The organism is Enterococcus sp. 9D6_DIV0238 (assembly GCF_002174455.2).
GTDB lineage: Bacteria > Bacillota > Bacilli > Lactobacillales > Enterococcaceae > Enterococcus_L > Enterococcus_L dunnyi.
In genome coordinates this window covers 669,574-689,964 of record NZ_CP147246.1, presented here as the reverse complement: position 1 = coordinate 689,964, position 20,391 = coordinate 669,574, and the positions used below count along the sequence as shown (strand labels likewise).

Genomic DNA, 20,391 nt, shown 5'->3' with positions numbered 1-20,391 from the left:
TGAATGCAATACGAGATAAATGAAATAAGGGTAAGAAACAATCGTTTAAAGTCGACTAAAATCTGGTTTCTATCACCAGTAATAGAATTTTTGAGTGCAGGATAAAGCAGAATAACTGATTTGTCTTGCACTAGATTTTTAGTTAAGAAATCTTTAGAAAAATGAACTAAGAAGTGTAAGATTCCCGCCATTTTCTAGGTTTCCACCGTAAAATATGCTAGAATAAAAGAGTATGTTAATGAAAAGAGGTATGGAATTTATGGCGGAAGCGTATAACCAAGAGGTAGTGAACCTGCTTCAAAAAGAACTGACAGATTACCGTTCAAAACAAATTACAACAGTGCTGACTTTATTAAGTGAAGGAAACACTGTTCCTTTTATTGCTCGTTATCGAAAAGAGATGACTGGCAGTTTAGATGAAGTACAGATCCGTGAAATCGACGAACGTTACACTTACTTAGGCAATTTAGAAAAGCGTAAAGAAGAAGTCCTACGCTTAATTGAAGAACAAGGAAAATTAACAGAAGAATTAGCGAAAGCCATTCAAAAAGCTGCAAAAATGCAGCAAGTCGAAGATCTTTATCGTCCGTATAAACAAAAACGCCGTACAAAAGCGACGATCGCAAAGGAAAAAGGCTTAGAGCCATTAGCAGATTGGTTGATGAGCTTTCCAAAAACAGCAGATGTCACTGTAGAAGCACAAAAATATGTCGATGATGAAAAAGAAGTAGATTCACCAGAGGCAGCATTACTAGGTGCACATGAAATCATCGCAGAACGAGTAAGTGATGAACCTAAATTCCGCAGCTGGATTCGTGATTTTACTTTTAATCAGGGGCAATATATCAGTGTCGTCAAAGATCAGAAAAAAGATGAAAAAGCCGTCTATGAAATGTATTATGATTTTTCTGAGCCTGTAAAAAGGATGGTCTCACACCGTGTTTTAGCAACGAATCGTGGTGAAAAAGAAGATATCTTGAAAGTCTCATTGTTCGTTGATGAAGAAAAAATTCAAAACTACCTAGAACGTCAGTTGATATCGGATAACCAATCACCAACTGCTCCTTATGTAGAAGCTGCCTTTTTAGACAGCTATAAACGGTTTATAGGTCCAGCAATCGAGCGGGAAATTCGCAATGAATTGACAGAAAAAGCAGATGAGCAGGCGATTTCGATCTTTGGTGAAAATCTGCGTAATCTTCTATTGCAGCCGCCATTGAAAGGCAAAGTTGTGTTAGGCTTTGACCCAGCTTATCGTACGGGATGTAAAATGGCTGTAGTAGACGCTACAGGAAAAGTTTTAGCCATTCAAGTCATTTATCCTCATAAGCCAGCTTCAGGTGAAAAACGAGCGGCAGCTGGTTCGATTTTCAACAAGTTGATCGAAGAACATCAAGTAGAAATGGTAGCGATCGGTAATGGAACAGCCAGCCGTGAATCAGAATTGTTTGTTGCAGAACAATTGAAACAAATCAAACGCGACGTTTTTTATGTGATCGTCAATGAAGCAGGTGCCTCAGTATATTCTGCAAGTGAAGTGGCACGAACTGAATTTCCTGATTTACAGGTCGAAGAAAGAAGTGCAGTAAGTATTGCCAGACGTTTACAGGATCCATTGGCAGAGCTAGTGAAAATCGATCCAAAAGCAGTCGGAGTGGGTCAATATCAACATGATGTGTCTCAAAAACGCTTAGCAGAACAGTTGGATTTCGTTGTAGAGACTGCAGTCAACCAAGTAGGAGTCAATGTAAATACAGCTAGTCCGCAATTATTACAGCATATTTCTGGCTTAAATAAAACGACTGCCCAAAATATCGTAACTTACCGTGATGAAAATGGCGCATTTACTGCTCGTAACCAAGTCAAAAAAGTGCCGCGTTTAGGACCAAAAGCGTATGAACAAGCAATCGGCTTCTTGCGTATTCCAAACGGAAAAAATATTTTAGATAATACAGGTATCCATCCAGAAAGCTATGATGCTGCAAAAGCAATTTTAGAAAAAGCAGGAATCAAACTGACAGAGCTTGGTACCTCAGAGGCCGCCCAAGGACTTAAGCATTTATCATTGGAACAAGTAGAATCAGAATTGGCTGTCGGAAGTGAGACGCTAAAAGATATCGTTGCAGCATTGATTCAGCCAGGACGAGACATGCGTGACGAAATGCCGGCGCCACTATTAAGAAAAGATGTTTTGTCTATGGAAGATCTAAAATCAGGTATGGAACTGCAAGGTACTGTTCGTAATGTGATCGATTTTGGCGCGTTTGTAGATATCGGTGTGAAACAGGATGGTTTAGTGCACATTTCTAAACTTAGTACTAAATTTGTGAAACACCCGACGGATGTCGTTGCAGTAGGTGATGTGGTCACTGTTTGGGTAGAAGCTGTCGATACGAAGAAAGGGCGCATCAGCTTAACGATGCTGCCGCAAACTGAAAGGAAAGAGTGATCTTGAACAGTTCTTCAAAAGAATATCGTTCAGATAATGATGAAATGAATGATCAGCGACTGCAAGAGTTAGTTGAAAGAATCTCTTTAGCTGATTTTGGTAAACCGTTCTGTCATCAGGCATATTTTAATCGACGACTGAAGACAACTGGCGGACGCTATCATTTACAGTCACATAACATCGATTTTAATCCGAAAGTTTTTGAACGTTACGGAGAACCAGAATTAGTGAATGTGATCAAGCATGAATTGTGTCATTACCATCTTCATTTAGAAGGTAAAGGGTATCAGCATAAAGATGCAGAATTTAAAGCACTATTGAAACAGACCGGAGGCAGCCGCTATGTTCGGCCGCTGGTAGAGCAAAAACCACAGTCGTACCATCAATACCAATGTGAAAAATGCCAAACTTTGATATTACGTAAACGTAGAATCAATACACAGCGATTTGTCTGCGGAAAGTGTCGTGGAAAACTAATTGAACTATGATTATGATCTTAGTTTCCTCCCAAGGGTTTCAACGCTTAGTGCTCTAGCACATAGAATTTTGCTAGCTTCACTGGTGAAACGTTATACGCTAGCTGATGTAATCAAAGCATAGCTTGATGGTTGCTTTTGTTTTTACCATTTATTCGTTTTTAAAGGACTGGGTCGTAACTCGTAAAGTTATGTCCCAGTTCCTGTCTTATATAAAAAGGAGAGAGACGATGATACAGTATTGGAATACAGTCATTGAGTATCTATCTGCTAAAGAAAAAATCGAAGGCACCTATGACCTGACAATTTTAGCTGGAAATAGTTTGCCGTATCTGGCAGATGAGTTGATTCACTTGTACGAGAGTAAGCGTACCTCTAAAGTCATGGTGGTCGGCGGAGTCGGACATGCCACGCCCTTTTTAGCAAAAAACTTCGAAGATCAAGGAGTCAAAGTAGGAGCTACGAGTGAAGCGGAGATGTACATCACCTATTTTAAAGAAAGATATGGTTTGTCCGAAACACTATTTTTGACAGAGACCCGCTCAAAAAATTCAGGTGAAAATGCCCGCTTTTCATTAGCAAAAATTAGAGAACATGATTTAGCCCCTCAACGTGTGCTGCTATTGGAAGACCCTATTCTGCAAAGAAGGCTTAGAGCTACTTTTGAGAAAGAATGGCGAGGATCAGGCAGTCAATTTACAAATGCAGTACCACTTATTCCATATATTAAAACGATCGATACCTCCTTGACCTTTGAAGCCAAGCAACTGAACGGTCTTTGGACAAAAGACTATTTTCTCTCACTAGTTTTAGGTGAAATCCCTCGTTTGAGAGATGATCGTAATGGTTATGGTCCAAAGGGAGCAGGCTATATAGAATCGCTAGAAATTCCGACAGAAGTCCTGTCTGCCTATGAAAAATTGAGTGATCATTATCATTATGAGTACGTACGCTAAAAAAGGAGTGAGAACATGCGCAGAAAAGAGTTCGAGGTAGTCAACAAAGAAATCATTGATGAAATTTTAGACGAAGCTCATGTCGCGAGATGAGCATTTTTTGATCAAGAGTTTCCTTATATCGTCCCTGTAAATTTTGGCTACGAATGGATCGAAGAACGATTGTTTATATATGTTCATGGCGCACGACAAGGGAAAAAACTCTCACTACTAAAAGCAAACCCCAAGATCGGTTTTGAGATGGATTGTCGTCATAAGCTGATTACAGCTGATGACGCAGCAAAGTATACCTATCATTATAGAAGTATCATTGGGCAAGGAATAGCCACTATTTTAATTGATTTAGAGCGTAAACGACATGCTTTATTAAAATTGATGGAGCATGAAACGAAACGAATGGATTTTGATCTATCGGATAAACAAGTTCTAGGAACTGGGCTGATTCAAATCGAGGTCACAAGTTTTACAGCAAAAGAACGCAAGTAGTAGGTCCAACTTACTCTGGGATTGACTTTGATAATTGAGTATTTTATACTAAAAGAGTTCGGCAGATGCGGTTTGCCGAATCTTGTTAGGCGGTCATGGCGGAATGGCAGACGCGCCAGCTTGAGGGGCTGGTGGGAGTACTCCCGTGGAAGTTCGAGTCTTCTTGGCCGCATCATTCAGTGGTAAACCTTGATGTGATAAGGTTTATCACTCTTTTTTTATTTCTTCCTAAAAGTTCTGATGTGATATTTTTTAGAGAACTATTGTAATCGATTACGTTAATTACTCTAATTTTTTGTTGGATCCCTCTTGGAGATAGACATAGTATTTAATAAAAACATTGAAGTTCTAAAACTATCTGGAATTGTTTTTAAAGTTGCACTATAGTTGGTATTCACATTAGTAAAATTTAGTATTTAAAAGGATATGTAATTGAAGAAATAGAATCAACAACAGAAGCTATGAAGAAATTAGATTTGAATGGAAAAAATTATAGTATACATAGTTGGTCAATTGTGATTTTTAAATTTGCTGATGCAAAATGTGTATATGATAATCCTAATGCTGTACTTGCATTGCAACAGGAAATTAATAACGTAGTTTAATATAATAATACTAAATAGGAGAAGATAGTATGTTGTAAAGTATACTATCCCTTTTTTTATCCATAAATCAGTAATAATATTTAAAATTGAATAACGAAAATGTAATATATAACTATCTATTGCATCCTACTTTTGGTAAAATAAATCTTGATTAAGGTGTAAATAAATTTCATCCTGTTTAGGAGGAGAAAGTATTTTGAAAAAATTGTATTTATTTATAGGAGGACTAATGATAATGAGTGGATTAACTGGATGTGAAAAAAAAAATAAAGCAGAAATTGAACAAAGTTTTGATAAGGTATTAGCAATGTATCCAACACCAAATCTGGAAAGTTTCTACGATATGGAAGGCTACCGAGATGATGAGTTTGATAAGAATGACAAGGGGGTTTGGGTGTTAAATTCTGACTTTTCAATGAGTAAAACAGAAGAAGGAGATTTATTCACAGAAGGTATGTTACTAAGGATTAATAGAAATACAAGAAAAGCGAAAGGGTTTTATTATACTAGAAAAATTTCTAACGATTTAAGTAAGCCTATTGAGAAAGAAAAGTATCCAGTTATATACGATGGTAGTGGTTTTCATTTATTAGGAGATGTACAAGAGGAAGAAATTAAAAAGAAGGTTGAAAAATTCAAGTTCTTTGTCCAGTATGGAAACTTTGATAAATTAGATAAATATAAAAATATAAAAAAAATGTATAATCCGGAAGTTCCAATGTATGAATTAGAATATCAATTGACAAATGAAGATTCCAATGTCCAAGCATTGAGAAGCAATTATGATATTGTAACAGATGAATCACCTACTTTGTTGTTGAAAGGAACTGGGGACTTAGAAGGTAACTCGGTTGGTTATAAACAGTTAGAATTTAGATTTGATAAAAAATTAAGTATATTTTTCACAGATTCTATTGATTTTCAACCTCTTTCTGAGGAGGATTTAACAAGTGAGTAAATATGAAGTCAAAGATAAAGGGATAAAAAAAGATACTGAAGCAACCAGTGCGGTATCAACAATTTCTTATGAAGTAGAAAATGCATTACTTAATAACATACCTTTAAAAGAGGTTCAGGGGCAAATTGATACATTACAAGAAAAAGGGAAATTTCCTTCTAATCTCCAACTAGTAGATGCATTCTACGACTCTAAAACAAGTTCAAGTGGTGTAGCATTTCTAGATAACAATACAGGAAAAGTAGTGGTTGGTTTTGCAGGTACTAACTTTGATAATGGTTTTTTTGGAGAAGGTTCTAAAGATGTTGGGCAATGGGGGAATATAGCCTTTAAAGGAGACGGTCCTTCGTCAGCATATTTTGATGCTAGTAACAAGTTTATGAACGATTTAAAAGCAAATGGCTACGATATTGATACAGTTACGGGGCACTCTTTAGGCGGAAGAAATGGAACTATTATGGGTATGGCGCATAATGTACCGAATATCATTCTTTACAATTCTGCACCGTTGATGAATGTTTTAACGAGTGTTCCGACAAAAGGAAATTTATCGAATGCAAAAGAACTTGAGAAATTGTTAAGTGGTTATAAGGGGAATATTATTTATTTTGTATCCGAAGATGATCCATTAAATAAAGTTTCTGGAATAGGTGGGAGTGTCTATCCAGGGAAGATTATTGTTATAAAAAATGGGAAAGCCCATGAAATCACTGGTTTTTTAACAAAAAAAGAACAAGAATTTATTCGTCAACATACACCTGATTTAAATAAAATTTATATAGCTCAACAAAAAGTTCAAACAGATACTCGGAGTAAATTAAAAGCATTGGATGTGTTACGGGCAAAGCTTTTAAAAAGCGGAGGAGGTCTGTCTGCTTCAGAAGAAATTTATTTGGATGCGTCCGAAGCACTGATATTAACACAAGGAATGAGTAAAACTCTTCAAATTGAAATAGATGATATCAAAAAAATGTATCGGGAAGCAAAGAAAGATTCCGATAAATTATGGACTGATACGTTGAAAACAGCCGACTCCATAGGCTCTACATTACATCAAGGAGAAGTATTAGATTCTTTAAGTGGTGGTGGTGCAACAGAGCCAATTGTTCGAATAGAACCAAAAGAAGAATATGAACAAAAAATATCAGAATTATCTTCAATACAACAAGAATACTATGAATTAATTGGTCAAATACAATCATCTATAAATAAACAAGTAGAAACAGACCAAGAGTTAGCGAGACAAATAGGAGGATAAACTCTCATGGAGAGAACATATATAAACATATTATCAGAGCTAGAATCAGAGTATGAAAAGAACCAAAGAAAGATTGAAGAAGAGATAGAAGAAGCTTTTTATGAAAAGCAAAAATTTAGTCGTGAGTTAGAAAATCTTGCAGAAAATTATCGCTATCATTATCAGCAAGCAGAATATAGCGAACCAGTAAATATGAGCAGAATCTATCATTTATTAGAACAATGTAAAGATGATGGGGATAGGGTTGTTAATCAGGCAATGAAAGAACTAGAAAATAAACAAGAAGAAAATACGATTCATTATAAGAAACAACCCCGATTAATAGAAGATGAACTTACTCTTTTTAAAGAAAAGGAGCGGAAAAAAGAAAATGAGCAGTGAAAAAATGAAATTAGAGTTAAAAAGATTAAGAAAAGAACTGGAAAAAGCTCTGATACGAGGCATGGTTGCTCCCCCATGTGTTCAAACAGCAGAAACGAAAAAGCAACTTGTTAAAAGCATGGGACAAGCTCGAGTAGAACGATTAAAAAGTAGTAGTGCAAACTATATTTCAAACTTTCAAACCTCTGCAAAAGGGGCATGGGTAACAAAAGCAAAAACAACGTTTGAAAATACTTCTAAAAAACTAACAACTATTACAGAAGATGGAAAATGATGAACTTCGAGGTTCATCATTTTTTGTATGTTTTGTAAAGGGAGATGACGAAAAAAAGAAATGTTAAAGATATAAGATACTTTAATTTAGGGATGTTGATATATAGCGATTTATCAATGTAGAAACTCGAACTAAATTTTGTGGAAGTTCGAGTCTTCTTGGCCGCATAAATTTTGAGAGCAGAGATGCTCTTTTTTTATTTTTATTCATTATCCGAACACAGAATTTTTTGTTTGTTTTTTTTGTCATAAGGTCGTTTATGATATAATTAACTATCAATATGAAAGTGAGGGATATGGATGAAAAAGTTTATTAGTGTTGGTTTATTTGGTATGGTTATGTTGATCAGTGGCTTAGTGATTGGAAAGACTGTGGTCGGTAGCTCTTGGGGTGGAACGAAAATCGGTGCTCATTCTGAACATATCACATTGGATCATGTTGGGGATTCATATCAGCTTCCTGGGGAAAACTGGAGACTTTTAGATGATGTACCTAGCTTTTCAATCAATCAAGATGGTGTTATTACAGCAAGTGGAGAAGGTTCGGCAAGGATCGTCTATGAAGTTGAAGGAAAGACAGTTTATTCAAGTGTTAAAGTAGATGAGTTTCCAGATTGGGGCGAGTATAAGCAAATTGAAAGTAACGTTTCCATTTTAGGCCAGTTTGACCATCCTTATGATGTTGAGCAAATGAAATTTACTGCTATAAGTGATGAGTACTTACTGAACTTGATACTACTTTCTAATGCAGGTGGGAATGGAAGCTTTAGACTTTCTAGTGATGAGGAAGAGTTGCTGAGTATTGACTTTAGCGAGATGAAAAAAGCCGGAGATTCAGTTTACTTTGAAAGAGAACTTCATTTAGAAGAAGGGAAAACTTATTATATCTCATTAAATAATGATTTGTATTTTGATTTGTTAACTTCTTATTCCATTGATTTAACACCAATCAACTAGAATAGAACGAACAATGTATCGATAAAAAAGCGTATGGGCATTTTACATACGCTTTTTTCTGATATCTTATATAATGGAATGAAATAAGATTGAGAATTGAAGGTGAGCCAAATGAACATTAAAAGAGCATGGTGGAAAGAGGCAGTTGGTTACCAAATTTATCCAAGAAGTTTTATGGATACAACAAATGATGGCGTTGGTGATTTGAATGGCATTCGCTCAAAACTCGACTATTTGAAAGACCTCGGCATCGGTTTTATTTGGATCACCCCTATTTATGAATCGCCTAATGTAGATAATGGCTATGATATCAGTGATTATCAAAAAATTCTTTCAACATTTGGTACGATGGAGGAGTTTGAACTGTTATTAAAAGAGGCCCATGAGTTAGGGATCAAAGTCATCATGGATCTAGTGATCAATCACACATCTAATCAGCATGCGTGGTTTTTAGAGTCACGTAGCTCGATCAAAGATGACTATAGAGATTATTATATCTGGGCGGATGGAACGATCGATGGTCCGCCGAATAACTGGGTTTCGATCTTTGGTGGTTCTGCATGGGAATATGATGAAACGACAAATCAATACTATCTTCATGTATTTGCCAAAGAACAACCGGATTTAAACTGGGAAAATCCACGAGTGAAAAGAGAACTATTCACGATGATCGACTGGTGGCTGGATAAAGGAATCGATGGGTTCAGAGTGGATGCCATTTCTCATATAAAGAAAGCACCGCTTGAAACCATATCTGGAGATGACCCTCACGCACCCTATAAAAATGTTCAAGGAATTGAAACGCATTTAGAAGAATTACGTGATGTATTTAAAAAGCGGGATATCCTGACCGTAGGAGAAGCGAATGGTGTTAGTGCGGATGAAGCTCACCAATGGGTCGGAGCAGAAACTGGCTACTTCAATATGCTCTTTGAATTTGACCATATTTCATTGTGGAATCGAAATGAGCAGGAAAAGTTGGATGTCATCCATTTTAAAAAGACATTGACTGCTTGGCAGGAAGCCTTAGGCGATGGACGTGGCTGGAATGCTCTTTATATGGAAAATCATGATATTCCGCGTTCTATCTCAAATTTTGGAAGTGAAGAGACGGTATTCTGGAAGGCTTCTGCTAAAGCCTTAGCTTTGACGTTTTTACTGCTTCAAGGAACCCCTTTTATATATCAGGGACAAGAGATCGGTATGACGAATATGCCATTTCGTTCAATCGACGACATCGATGCGGTAGATACAAAAAATTTCTATTATGACATGCTCCAAACCGGATTGGATGAAGAAACTGCAATGGCTGTGATCCGCAGAACTTCACGTGATAATGCGAGAACACCGATGCAATGGACAGCGGAAGAATTTGCAGGTTTCTCAAGACGAGAGCCGTGGCTTAAAATCAATCCAAACAAACAAGAGATCAATGTACTGGATGAAACCAACGATCCAGAGTCGATCTTGAATTTTTACAAACAAGTCATTCAACTTAGAAATCAAAACGATGCCCTGATTTATGGCAGCTACAAACTTTATTTACCGGAACATCCTCAATTATTTGTTTATGGGCGCCGTTTAGAACAAGAGCGCTATGTTGTGATTATCAATCTATCAAAAGAATTCGCATCGGCAGATTTACCAGAAAATGTTCGTATTGAAGAGTGGACACTCTTGCTTTCAAATTTGGATGATCATGAGATTCATCAACACACTCTATTTGCCCCATACGAAGCAAGAGTGTATAAGTATAAAAGAGACTGACAAGGTGAGAAAATTTCCTTTGGTCTATAAAGCTGAGTCCAAAAGATGAAGGCAGCGGGGCTTATTTTTTCAGTCGAATAAGAATAGAAGCAATCAAAAAAGGAAATTTTTTTAGAAATTTTCCAAATTTTGATTGCTTTTTTTTTCTGAGTGGCGTAACTTTAAACATATAAATTTTTTGAAAATGAGGGAGACAGTATGAGAAATTTCGAGAAATCCAATAAACTAGACGGTGTCAGCTATGATGTACGAGGTCCAGTTTTAGAAGAAGCAGATAGAATGCAGGAAGAAGGCATCCGCATTTTAAAACTGAATACTGGGAACCCTGCGCCATTTGGTTTTGATGCACCGAATGAAGTTGTGCGTGACATGATAACAAATGTCAGAAATTCAGAAGGATATTCTGATTCAAAAGGAATTTTCTCAGCTAGAAAAGCGATTGAGCAATACTGTCAGGTCAAAGGCTTTCCTAATGTGACGATTAACGACATCTATACGGGAAATGGTGTTAGTGAATTGATCACGATGTGTATGCAGGGCTTGCTGAATAATGGAGATGAAGTCTTAGTCCCAATGCCGGATTATCCGCTGTGGACGGCATCTGTATCTTTAGCTGGAGGCAACCCAGTCCATTATATTTGTGACGAACAAGCAGAGTGGAATCCTGATATTGATGATATTAAAGCGAAAGTTACTTCAAATACAAAAGCGATCGTGTTGATCAATCCTAATAACCCAACAGGTGCGTTATATCCAAAAGAAATCTTAGAACAGATCGTTGAAATCGCCAGACAGAATGATTTGATCATCTTTTCAGATGAAATTTATGATCGTTTGGTCATGGACGGATTGACACATATTCCGATCGCAACACTTGCCCCTGATCTTTTTGTCGTGACCTTGAATGGTCTATCTAAATCACATCGGGTCGCTGGTTTCCGTTGCGGCTGGATGGTCTTGAGTGGAAATAAAAAACATGTGAAGGGATATATTGAAGGCTTGAATATGTTGGCATCGATGCGTTTGTGTTCAAATGTATTGTCGCAGCAAATCATCCAGACAGCTTTAGGCGGTTATCAAAGTGTGGATGAATTATTATTGCCTGGCGGTCGGGTGTATGAGCAAAGAGAGTACATTTACAATGCGATCAACGACATACCTGGGCTTTCAGCAGTGAAGCCAAAAGCGGCCTTTTATATCTTCCCTAAAATAGATATTGCCCGCTTCGATATTTATGATGACGAAAAATTTGTACTGGATTTTCTTCATGAACATCATATCTTATTGGTCCACGGCGGCGGATTCAACTGGACACAGCCGGATCATTTTAGAATCGTCTATTTACCAAAAATGGAAGATCTGAAGTTGACAGCAGAAAAGATGCGGACCTTTTTAAGTAGTTATAAACAAAAATAAGGTAATTCTTTCAACAAAAAAAGCGGTTCAAAACTTTGTTTCGTTTTGAACCGCTTTTTAATTAAGACTATCGCAACCAGAATAAAATCAGTCTGTACTACGGCAATCTTTCTTACTAATTACCATTCGATTTGTATATTTTTCTTCCATGTCTGGACTTGGATCTGAAACAACAACAAGATATGCATTTTCATATTCTTTTTCGACATAGCCCAGATAACTATTTTTTTCCCAGCTAAAGCTAATTCGTTTCTCCTGCTCCATGAGTAAACACTCCTTAATTTACAAAGTAAAATTTTTAAATCGTCTTGGTCTAGCGTTAGGTAATGTTCTTGCAGTATATTATGCAATAAAGTACAATAAATACATAATGCGAATTCGCATATTTTTCTTTTTTTTATCAAACGATGCATTTTTAATTGTTTATGATAATTAAAATAGGCATAGGAGTGAAGAAATGGACTCTTTTGGAGCAGTTATTAAAGAAATTCGTAAGAATCGAAAATTAACACAAAAGATGTTGTCAGAAGATATTTGCTCACAGAGCGTATTAAGCAGAATCGAAAATAACGAAGAATTGCCTAATGTTGTTGTTATGCAGCAACTTTGTCAACGCTTAGGTGTGACGATCGATCAAATTATGCAGTTTAAATCAGATGATGTTCGGCTGCTGACTCAAATGTTTGAAAAAATCGCTGATTATTTTCGTCATAAAGAATACAGTAAAATCATGGATTACATGGAGGCGACAAAAATCGAAGATCGTCTTCATTTAGATACAGATTGGCAGCGCTATTATTATTATTTAGGTAGTTGTAAATTTTATCTCCACAATAATTATGAACAGGCGATATTCGATCTAAAAAAAGGGCTATCGTATACGTACCAATCAAATAAAGACAATCTATCAGATTTTGAAATTCAGGTGATCAGCTGTATCGGCAGTACTTATGGCAGTATTGGTAAAATAAATGAAGCTGAAAAATATTTAAAGCTTAGCATTCACTATTTTCATAAATTGCCAAATGAACGGGTAAATGCTGAACTGACAAAAATATTCTATAATTACGCAAAATTCTTAAAGGATCAGGGACGGTTGGATGATGCTCAAATATATATCGATCAAGGAATCGTCTGGTCTCGCTATAGAAATAGCTATTACTATTTAAGTGAGCTATTTCAATTGAAGAGTCAATTGATGCTGGCTAAAGGAATCATTGATAAAGCGAAAGAATACGAGGCACTATCTGAACAAATCCGACACATCGAAACAATTAAAATCTAACGAAGACAGCGTAAGTTTTTTTATAAAAGGTCTACACCATTCTTGACTTATACTGATTTTAAGAGTACGTTTAAAGTAGAAAAAAATGAGAAAGAAGGATGAAGATGAGAACGTTTATCTTTGCTGAAAAGTTCTTTTTGAAAAGCGATGTAAAAGGACCTGGCTATTTAGAAATTACCGATGGTATTTTTGGAGATTATTATAAGGAAGTCCCAGAATCAGATGCAAAAGTGATCAAAGAAGAAGGCAAATGGATCGCTCCCGGATTGGTCGATACACATATTCACGGGTATATGAATCATGATGTCATGGACAATGATGCAGAAGGCTTGAAAGTAATGTCAGAAGGCTTATTGTCTTGCGGCGTAACATCATTTTTACCAACAACACTGACATCAAGTAAAGAACGCTTGAAAGATGTAGCCCAAACGATCGGAGAAGTGTATCAAGATGTTCCTGGTGCGAAAGTACAAGGAATCTATTTTGAAGGACCTTTCTTTACAGAAGAACATAAAGGAGCGCAAAATCCTAGCTATTTTGGTGATCCTGATTTAGATACCTTCAACGAATGGCAAGAAGCTTCCGGCGGATTGATCAAGAAGATCGCTCTTGCTCCTGAGCGTAAGGGAGTAAAGGAATTCGTCAAAGCTGTGACAGATGAAGGCGTTGTTGTTGCTTTAGGACACAGCGATGCGACGCTGGAACAAGCAACAGAGGCTGTTGAAGCTGGAGCTAGTGTTTTTGTTCATGCGTATAATGGGATGAGAGGCTTAAATCATCGTGAACCAGGTATGGTTGGTGCGTTGATGTCCTTAAATCATGTATTTTCTGAATTGATTTGTGATGGGCATCATGTACATCCAAATGCAGCAGATATCTTGATGGAAAAAGCAGGGCATGATCACGTTGCTTTGATTACAGACTGTATGATGGCTGGTGGTATGCCTGACGGTAATTATAACTTAGGTGAATTTCCAGTTGTAGTTAAAGATGGAACTGCCCGTTTAGAAACTGGTAATTTAGCTGGAAGTATCTTGAAGCTGAAAGAAGCAATCAAGAATGTTGTGAACTGGGAAATTGCTACACCAGAACAAGCAATCATGATGGCAACATTAGTGCCGGCAGTCAGCTGTAAGATCGATGATCAATGCGGAATGATTGCAAAAGGACGAGATGCAGACTTTATCGTGTTAGAACCAACGATGGAACTAGCAGCGACCTATTTAGATGGAGTCGAAAGATACCGTAAGTAACACTTTGTGAAAAAAGAGAGTGATGCAAAACTGATTTTTAGTTTTTGCTTCACTCTTTTTTTGCGTTATACAAGGAGTTCTGTTCTCTAATAAGATAACTTTTGTTTTTTTATAATATATAAATTTCTATTGATTTTTTCACAAAGTTTCATCAAATTTCGTCCTTCAGCATCCCCTATTTTTATAATTAACCTAGTTTTTTTGCTGTTAAAATAAAAAAGTGAGGAGGTGACGATAAACTTGAAAAAGGTGATCAACTGTACTTCAATTTTGCTATTAATGTTTTTGATTTCATTAATAGTGAGAACTTCACCGATCGTAGGGAAAGGAAAACAAGAAACCGAGATAAAACTGGATAACAGTTTTATCTCGGTTTCTAATTCTAAATAAACACGTTTGTCTTTTTTTCAACGATACGTCGGCAATATAGAAGAATGAATCTTCTGAGTAGAATAGTCGATGAAAAAATCGGACAGAAACAAATCAAATGATTCGATATCAGATTTGTATAATGAAACAGGGATGACAAACGTTTGATCTTTTGTTCCTGCGATATAATCCCCGTCGATCGTTTGGGCAACGACAAGGAATTCATTTACCTGCCATTCTTTTAGATCATCGAGAGTCAAGGTTTCTGCTGAGCTTAAAAACGCAACTGCCTGTTCAAACTGTTCTTCTAGATCACCGCTGAAGATAATAGAAGCATCTTCTTCTTGTTCAGTCGCCAAGACAGCGGTCAAAAATCCATGAGGGTTTCGTTCGATAAGCTGTTCATTTATTAGACGAAAATCCATTGGGTACCTCCTAGATAACTCATTTTTCATTCAAAATCGATACGCGAAAATCAATAGTCGTGTTTTTGTTTAGCCCTTTTGCTTCAAGTTCGATCTCTTTACATAATAACTCTGTTCCCTCATAAATAGGGGTGACGCGATAGCGGACAGTCTCACCTTTATCCAGTGCTTGACGGATCTGATTTTCATACTTTGTCATAAAAGGAGTATTCACCGGAGTCTGATACAGTGTCGTTAAATTTCGGGCATCATCCCCTGAACCGCCCATTTGGCGACCGATCAAATGACCTCTAGAATGATTATAAGGGTCTAAGCCGGAAATAAAGCCGGGCGGTCGAACGTCTTTATTTGCTGCTGTTCCTGTGTTGACCATTGCCGGTTTTAGTAAAGCATCTGCCCCGGTAGCGCGTCCTAACGAATCAAGTTTATGGTAATCGATCCAGCCTTTTTTGCTGTCAGCCATTTCAGACGCTGAAAAGGTTGCTGGGCCTAATTCTTTTGGTCCTGGATTCGTTGAGGTCGAAGAGCTAGGGGCACTTGGTTTTGTTTCCTGTTGTGTATGGATACCGAAGATTTCCTGAATAGAATCAGGAACTTGAACACCAAATACGCCTAAAACTAAAATGATTAAAACCGCCACAAGCACAACAGCAGGGCTAAATGGGGGTTTTTGTTTTTTTCTTGCCATCTTTTTCTCCTAACAAATAACTGTAAGTGGAAACGATAGAAAAATCAATTCGATACGAACGATGTCAATCTGATTCCATTTCCTTATTATACGGAAAAAAAAGAAAAAATCAAAAAGAGATTTGAGCTGTCAGAGGACTTGTTTGACTACTTATGATAAAATTTCTTTGAGAGGGGATTTGAATAAAATGGCATATATTGATGTAATAGATGAATATAAACGATATCATATGGGAGATACGACGATCGCTGCAAACGACGGCATCAATTTTTCAGTAGAAAAAGGTGAGGTTGCAGTGATTTTAGGTCCCAGTGGAGCAGGGAAATCTACTGTACTAAATATTCTAGGCGGTATGGACTCTTGTGATGAAGGTCAAATCATCATTGATGGGACAGATATCGCTAAATATAACGAAAAACAATTAACGACCTATCGTCGTAATGATGTGGGATTTGTTTTCCAATTTTATAATTTAGTCCCTAACTTAACAACGAAAGAAAATGTGGAATTGGCTTCACAGATCGTGTCTGATGCTCTTGATCCTGAAGAGGTATTAAAATCAGTTGGCCTAGGCAAACGATTGGATAATTTTCCCGCACAATTATCAGGTGGCGAGCAACAAAGAGTAACGATTGCCAGAGCGATCGCCAAGCGTCCTAAATTATTATTGTGTGACGAACCGACGGGTGCATTGGATTATGAAACAGGAAAACAAATCTTGACTATTTTACAGGAAACGGCTAGAAACACTGGGACGACAGTGATCATTATTACCCATAACTCAGCGATCGCACCAATGGCTGATCGGGTCATTCGGATCAACGATGCTAAAGTCCGCAGTATGACGATCAATGATGAACCTAAACCTGTTTCAGAGATAGAATGGTAGGTGGACGCAGTGAAAAAGACAGCGCTACTTAAAACAAGTTTTCGGGAAATCAGGCAATCAAAAACACGCTTTATCTCGATCATGGGCATCATCTTTCTAGGTGTGATGGTATTTGTCGGGCTAAAAGCTACCGGTCCTGACATGACTAGAACAGCATCAAATTACTATCAAAAACAAAAATTACCGGATGCCCGTATCGTTTCGACTTTAGGTTTGGTCGATCAAGATATCAAGCAAATCCAAAAGGATAAAAATATTGAAGAAATTCTTCCGAGATATACAAAAGATATCGTCATCACAGAGAAAAATAGTGCAGTCAAATTTATTAGTTACGATTTGACTAGTGAGCAAAAGCTTTCAGAATATGCTGTGGTGACTGGCCGCATGCCGAAGAAAAGCGGTGAGGTCGCTTTAGATGAGTTAGCTAGTCTATACGGCCGCTATAAAATCGGTGATACACTTACTCTTTCAAAAGAAGATAATCAAGACAATGCCTTAAAGAAAAATCAATTTAAAGTGGTTGGCTTTGTCCGTTCACCAGAATATATTGAAAATACTTCAAGAGGAAATACAACAGTTGGTAAAGGTTCTTTAGATTTTTTTGCTGTAGTACCAAAAGAGGATATGGATCTAGCGACATATACGGAATTGCTCGTTTCTTTTCAAGGATTAGCAGATAAAGACAGCTACTCAACTGAATATGAAGAGCAAAGAGATCAATTAGTCGAAGCTGTAGAGAAAGTCATGAAAGACAGACCTGAGCAGCGAGTGGAAGAAATTCGTACAGAATCAAAAAAATCCCTTGAAAAAGCACAAAAAGAAATTACTGATGGGGAAAAAGCCTTGCAAAATGCTGAAGAGCAATTGCAGGCAAGTAAACAGGATCTTGAAGTAGGGAAAAATGATTTGGCTGTGGCTAGAGAATCTTATGTACAGAAAATCTCAGCTGCAGAAAATGAGTTAGCAGCAAATCAAGCAGCGATCACAAATGGTGAAAATGAACTTGCGAATCAAAGCAGCCTATTAGAGACTAAGAAAAATGAATTAGCGCAAGCACAAGCTAAGGTCATAGAAGGACAAAATACTTTGCCGAGTTTGCAGCAGCAGCGCAGTGAGCTTGCTGCGACTAGCGAATCGCTGAATCAATTAGCGAATGGCTATCAAAGCTTGGGTTCTTCTGTTGCTTTATTGGATAGAGTGCCGGATGAAGCATTAGCACAAAGCGTGGCAGAGGCAGCACCGCAATTACAAGGAGCTGTTGCTGCATTAGGATCACCAGCTGGAATTTCAGCTGCCGTTGGTCAATTGATCGCTCAACCTGTTAGAGAAAATATTGCAGGTGTAATGGGCGCGATCAATAGTTCTTCAGCTGAGTTGACTGCACAACAAGGACAAGTATCCCAAGGCTTGCAGACGTTGGATCAAACGATTGCTACAATCAACCAAGGAATTGCTCAATACACTGACGGGCAACAGCAGATAGCTGCAGGAGAAGCTCAATTGGCTCAGGCTCAAGCTGAGCTTTCGGCTGGAAAAGAACAATTAGCAGCTGGACGTGCGCAACTAGAACAAGCCAAAGTTGAAGGGCAAGCTCAGCTGGACGAAGCGCAGGCTAAGCTTGATGACGGACAAAAGGCGTATGAAGAAGGTGCCGCTGAATTAGAGAAGAAGAAAAAGGAAACCTTACCTAGATTAGCGGATGCTAAAAAAGAATTGGCAGAGAAGCAAAAAGAACTAAATGAATTGAAGGCTGCTGACTATTATTATTTTACAAGAGCGGATAATCCTGGTTATTCTGAATATAAAGACAATGCTGACCGAATCTCTTCGTTGTCGACTGTTTTCCCGATCTTTTTTTTCTTGATTGCGGCTTTAGTTAGTTTGACGACTATGACACGAATGGTTGAAGAAAAACGAATGGAAATCGGCAGTATGAAAGCATTAGGCTATCGAAATGGTGAAATAGCCTTTAAATTTCTAGTTTATGCATCCATAGCTAGTTTATGCGGCGCTATTTTAGGTTTGGTTGTAGGATACTATTTATTCCCGACGATCATTTTTGATGCGTATGGTCAACTGTATAACATTCCTGATTTTATCACACCGTGGTATTTCAGTTACAGCTTGATAGGAGTATTGGTTGCTGTTTTATGTACAGCTGGAGCTGCGATGGTTGTGTTGCGTATCGATTTGTTTAGTACATCAGCGACATTACTACGTCCCAAAGCACCAAAAGCAGGACAAAGAATTTTTCTGGAACGCTTAAAACCGATTTGGAACCGTCTGAGCTTTATTCAAAAAGTAACGGCTCGTAATTTGTTCCGTTACAAACAAAGAATGCTGATGACTGTTTTAGGGATCGCAGGCTGTATGGCTTTGATCATCACAGGATTTGGCTTGAAAGATTCTATTTCTGATATCGTAAATGTCCAATTTAATAAAATTTGGCATTATCAAGCAGTGGTGACCTTCAAGGAGGACGCAACAGCAAATGAATCGAAGGAATATCAACGTTCAATTGAAAAGACAGAGAATTTGAAAGAAACAATGCCATTACATGTGGAAACGCTAAAAACCACAAAGAAAACAAATGCGAAACAAGATGTCTCTGTATATGTACCTAAAAATCCGGCAACTATCGATCAATTTATTTTATTCAACAAACGACAGACAGGGGAAAAATATCAGCTAACGAACGCAGGCGTGATCATCAATGAGAAACTTGCAAATCTTTTCAACTATAAAGTTGGCGATACACTCGTTCTGAAAAATAATGACAATCAGGAGTTTCAATTGAAAATTGCTGCTATTGCCGAAAATTATACTGGGCACTTTGCCTATATTACACCGGAATATTATGAGAAAATTTTCAAAAAGGCTCCTCAATATAATACAGAGTTTCTCCTTTTTGACAAAAAGCTGGACGAAAAAACGGAGGCCTCTGTCGGAAAAACATTGATGGAAAACAAAAAGGTATTGAATGTTTCGTTCCTTTCTGTTTCTAGTGATGCACTAGATGATACGATCCACAGCTTGAACATCGTCGTCTGGGTCTTGATCACCGTTTCCGGGATACTGGCATTTATCGTTTTATACAATTTAACGAATATCAATATTTCAGAGCGGATCAGAGAATTATCGACGATCAAGGTGCTAGGTTTTTATGATAATGAAGTAACGATGTATGTTTACCGTGAAAATATCATTTTGACATTGATCGGTATCGTGATCGGCTGCTTCTTCGGAAAAGTCGTTCATGGCTATGTTTTAACAACGGTTGAAGTAGATATGCTGATGTTCTCGCCAACGATTCATTGGATCAGTTATTTTTATTCAGCTGTGATCACGATGTTCTTCACGTTGTTAGTAATGGTCTTCATGCATAGAAAACTCAAGAAAGTGAATATGATCGAAGCGTTGAAATCAAATGAATAATCGAAAAAGAACGGCTGTTTTTGTAAAGAAAACGGTACGTTCTTTTTCTAGTTAAGTCTCTCTAC

The 20,391-nt window shown here is 37.4% G+C and carries 17 protein-coding genes, 1 tRNA gene and 1 pseudogene; 16 read left to right on the top strand and 3 right to left on the bottom strand.

The window, feature by feature from the left end; translation table 11 throughout:
- The first annotated feature begins 259 nt into the window (after positions 1 to 259).
- The 12 genes and pseudogenes from A5889_RS03265 (at position 260) to A5889_RS03210 (ending at position 11,982) form a co-directional block, all read left to right on the top strand.
- A complete protein-coding gene (locus A5889_RS03265) occupies positions 260 to 2,449 on the top strand; it encodes a Tex family protein (protein WP_087641489.1) in 2,190 nt (729 codons plus the stop codon).
- A gap of 44 nt (positions 2,450 to 2,493) precedes the next feature.
- Positions 2,494 to 2,937 carry a SprT family protein gene (locus A5889_RS03260; RefSeq protein ID WP_087641568.1) on the top strand — a complete coding sequence of 148 codons (444 nt, stop codon included), beginning with the start codon at positions 2,494 to 2,496 and terminating at the stop codon, positions 2,935 to 2,937.
- A gap of 218 nt (positions 2,938 to 3,155) precedes the next feature.
- A complete protein-coding gene (locus A5889_RS03255; protein WP_087641490.1) occupies positions 3,156 to 3,881 on the top strand; it encodes a YdcF family protein in 726 nt (241 codons plus the stop codon).
- A 105-nt stretch (positions 3,882 to 3,986) separates the two neighbouring features.
- Positions 3,987 to 4,367: pseudogene (locus A5889_RS03250) on the top strand (pyridoxamine 5'-phosphate oxidase family protein); the annotation flags it as partial.
- Positions 4,368 to 4,456: 89 nt separating this feature from the next.
- Positions 4,457 to 4,539 (top strand) — tRNA-Leu (locus tag A5889_RS03245).
- Positions 4,540 to 5,168: 629 nt separating this feature from the next.
- On the top strand, positions 5,169 to 5,930 hold the full coding sequence (locus tag A5889_RS03240; RefSeq protein WP_207114646.1) for a tandem-type lipoprotein: 762 nt from the start codon (positions 5,169 to 5,171) through the stop codon (positions 5,928 to 5,930).
- Positions 5,923 to 7,188: a hypothetical protein gene (locus A5889_RS03235; RefSeq protein WP_087641492.1), complete on the top strand. Its 1,266-nt coding sequence runs from the start codon at positions 5,923 to 5,925 to the stop codon at positions 7,186 to 7,188. The genes A5889_RS03240 and A5889_RS03235 overlap by 8 nt, the downstream gene beginning before the upstream one ends.
- 6 nt (positions 7,189 to 7,194) lie before the next feature.
- Positions 7,195 to 7,569, top strand: a complete 375-nt coding sequence (locus A5889_RS03230) for a hypothetical protein (protein ID WP_087641493.1) — start codon at positions 7,195 to 7,197, stop codon at positions 7,567 to 7,569.
- A complete protein-coding gene (locus A5889_RS03225) occupies positions 7,559 to 7,843 on the top strand; it encodes a hypothetical protein (RefSeq protein ID WP_087641494.1) in 285 nt (94 codons plus the stop codon). The genes A5889_RS03230 and A5889_RS03225 overlap by 11 nt, the downstream gene beginning before the upstream one ends.
- A 299-nt stretch (positions 7,844 to 8,142) precedes the next feature.
- Complete coding sequence (locus tag A5889_RS03220) at positions 8,143 to 8,799, top strand: hypothetical protein (protein ID WP_207114645.1); 657 nt, start codon at positions 8,143 to 8,145, stop codon at positions 8,797 to 8,799.
- A 111-nt stretch (positions 8,800 to 8,910) separates the two neighbouring features.
- On the top strand, positions 8,911 to 10,566 hold the full coding sequence (locus A5889_RS03215) for a glycoside hydrolase family 13 protein (RefSeq protein ID WP_087641495.1): 1,656 nt from the start codon (positions 8,911 to 8,913) through the stop codon (positions 10,564 to 10,566).
- Between the two features lie 198 nt (positions 10,567 to 10,764).
- A complete protein-coding gene (locus A5889_RS03210; RefSeq protein ID WP_087641496.1) occupies positions 10,765 to 11,982 on the top strand; it encodes a pyridoxal phosphate-dependent aminotransferase in 1,218 nt (405 codons plus the stop codon).
- 87 nt (positions 11,983 to 12,069) lie between these two features.
- Here A5889_RS03210 and A5889_RS03205 read toward each other — a convergent pair whose 3' ends face one another.
- Positions 12,070 to 12,246 carry a hypothetical protein gene (locus A5889_RS03205; RefSeq protein WP_087641497.1) on the bottom strand — a complete coding sequence of 59 codons (177 nt, stop codon included), beginning with the start codon at positions 12,244 to 12,246 and terminating at the stop codon, positions 12,070 to 12,072.
- Positions 12,247 to 12,439: 193 nt separating this feature from the next.
- Between A5889_RS03205 and A5889_RS03200 the strand changes: the two genes are divergently transcribed.
- Both A5889_RS03200 and nagA read left to right on the top strand, forming a co-directional pair.
- Positions 12,440 to 13,267 (top strand): helix-turn-helix domain-containing protein, encoded by an 828-nt coding sequence (locus tag A5889_RS03200; RefSeq protein WP_087641498.1) that lies wholly within the window; start codon positions 12,440 to 12,442, stop codon positions 13,265 to 13,267.
- Positions 13,268 to 13,371: 104 nt separating this feature from the next.
- Entirely contained in the window at positions 13,372 to 14,520 is a 1,149-nt protein-coding gene (nagA, locus tag A5889_RS03195; RefSeq protein WP_087641499.1) for an N-acetylglucosamine-6-phosphate deacetylase, read from the top strand.
- A gap of 407 nt (positions 14,521 to 14,927) precedes the next feature.
- Here the strand turns inward: nagA and A5889_RS03190 are convergent, their stop codons facing one another.
- Positions 14,928 to 15,314: a hypothetical protein gene (locus A5889_RS03190; protein WP_087641500.1), complete on the bottom strand. Its 387-nt coding sequence runs from the start codon at positions 15,312 to 15,314 to the stop codon at positions 14,928 to 14,930.
- Between the two features lie 19 nt (positions 15,315 to 15,333).
- Positions 15,334 to 16,002: a DNA/RNA non-specific endonuclease gene (locus tag A5889_RS03185; RefSeq protein ID WP_087641501.1), complete on the bottom strand. Its 669-nt coding sequence runs from the start codon at positions 16,000 to 16,002 to the stop codon at positions 15,334 to 15,336.
- Positions 16,003 to 16,189: 187 nt separating this feature from the next.
- Here A5889_RS03185 and A5889_RS03180 point away from each other — a divergent pair, with 187 nt between their 5' ends.
- Both A5889_RS03180 and A5889_RS03175 read left to right on the top strand, forming a co-directional pair.
- A complete protein-coding gene (locus A5889_RS03180; protein WP_087641502.1) occupies positions 16,190 to 16,891 on the top strand; it encodes an ABC transporter ATP-binding protein in 702 nt (233 codons plus the stop codon).
- 9 nt (positions 16,892 to 16,900) lie between these two features.
- Entirely contained in the window at positions 16,901 to 20,326 is a 3,426-nt protein-coding gene (locus A5889_RS03175; RefSeq protein WP_254909562.1) for an ABC transporter permease, read from the top strand.
- Positions 20,327 to 20,391: the final 65 nt, after the last annotated feature.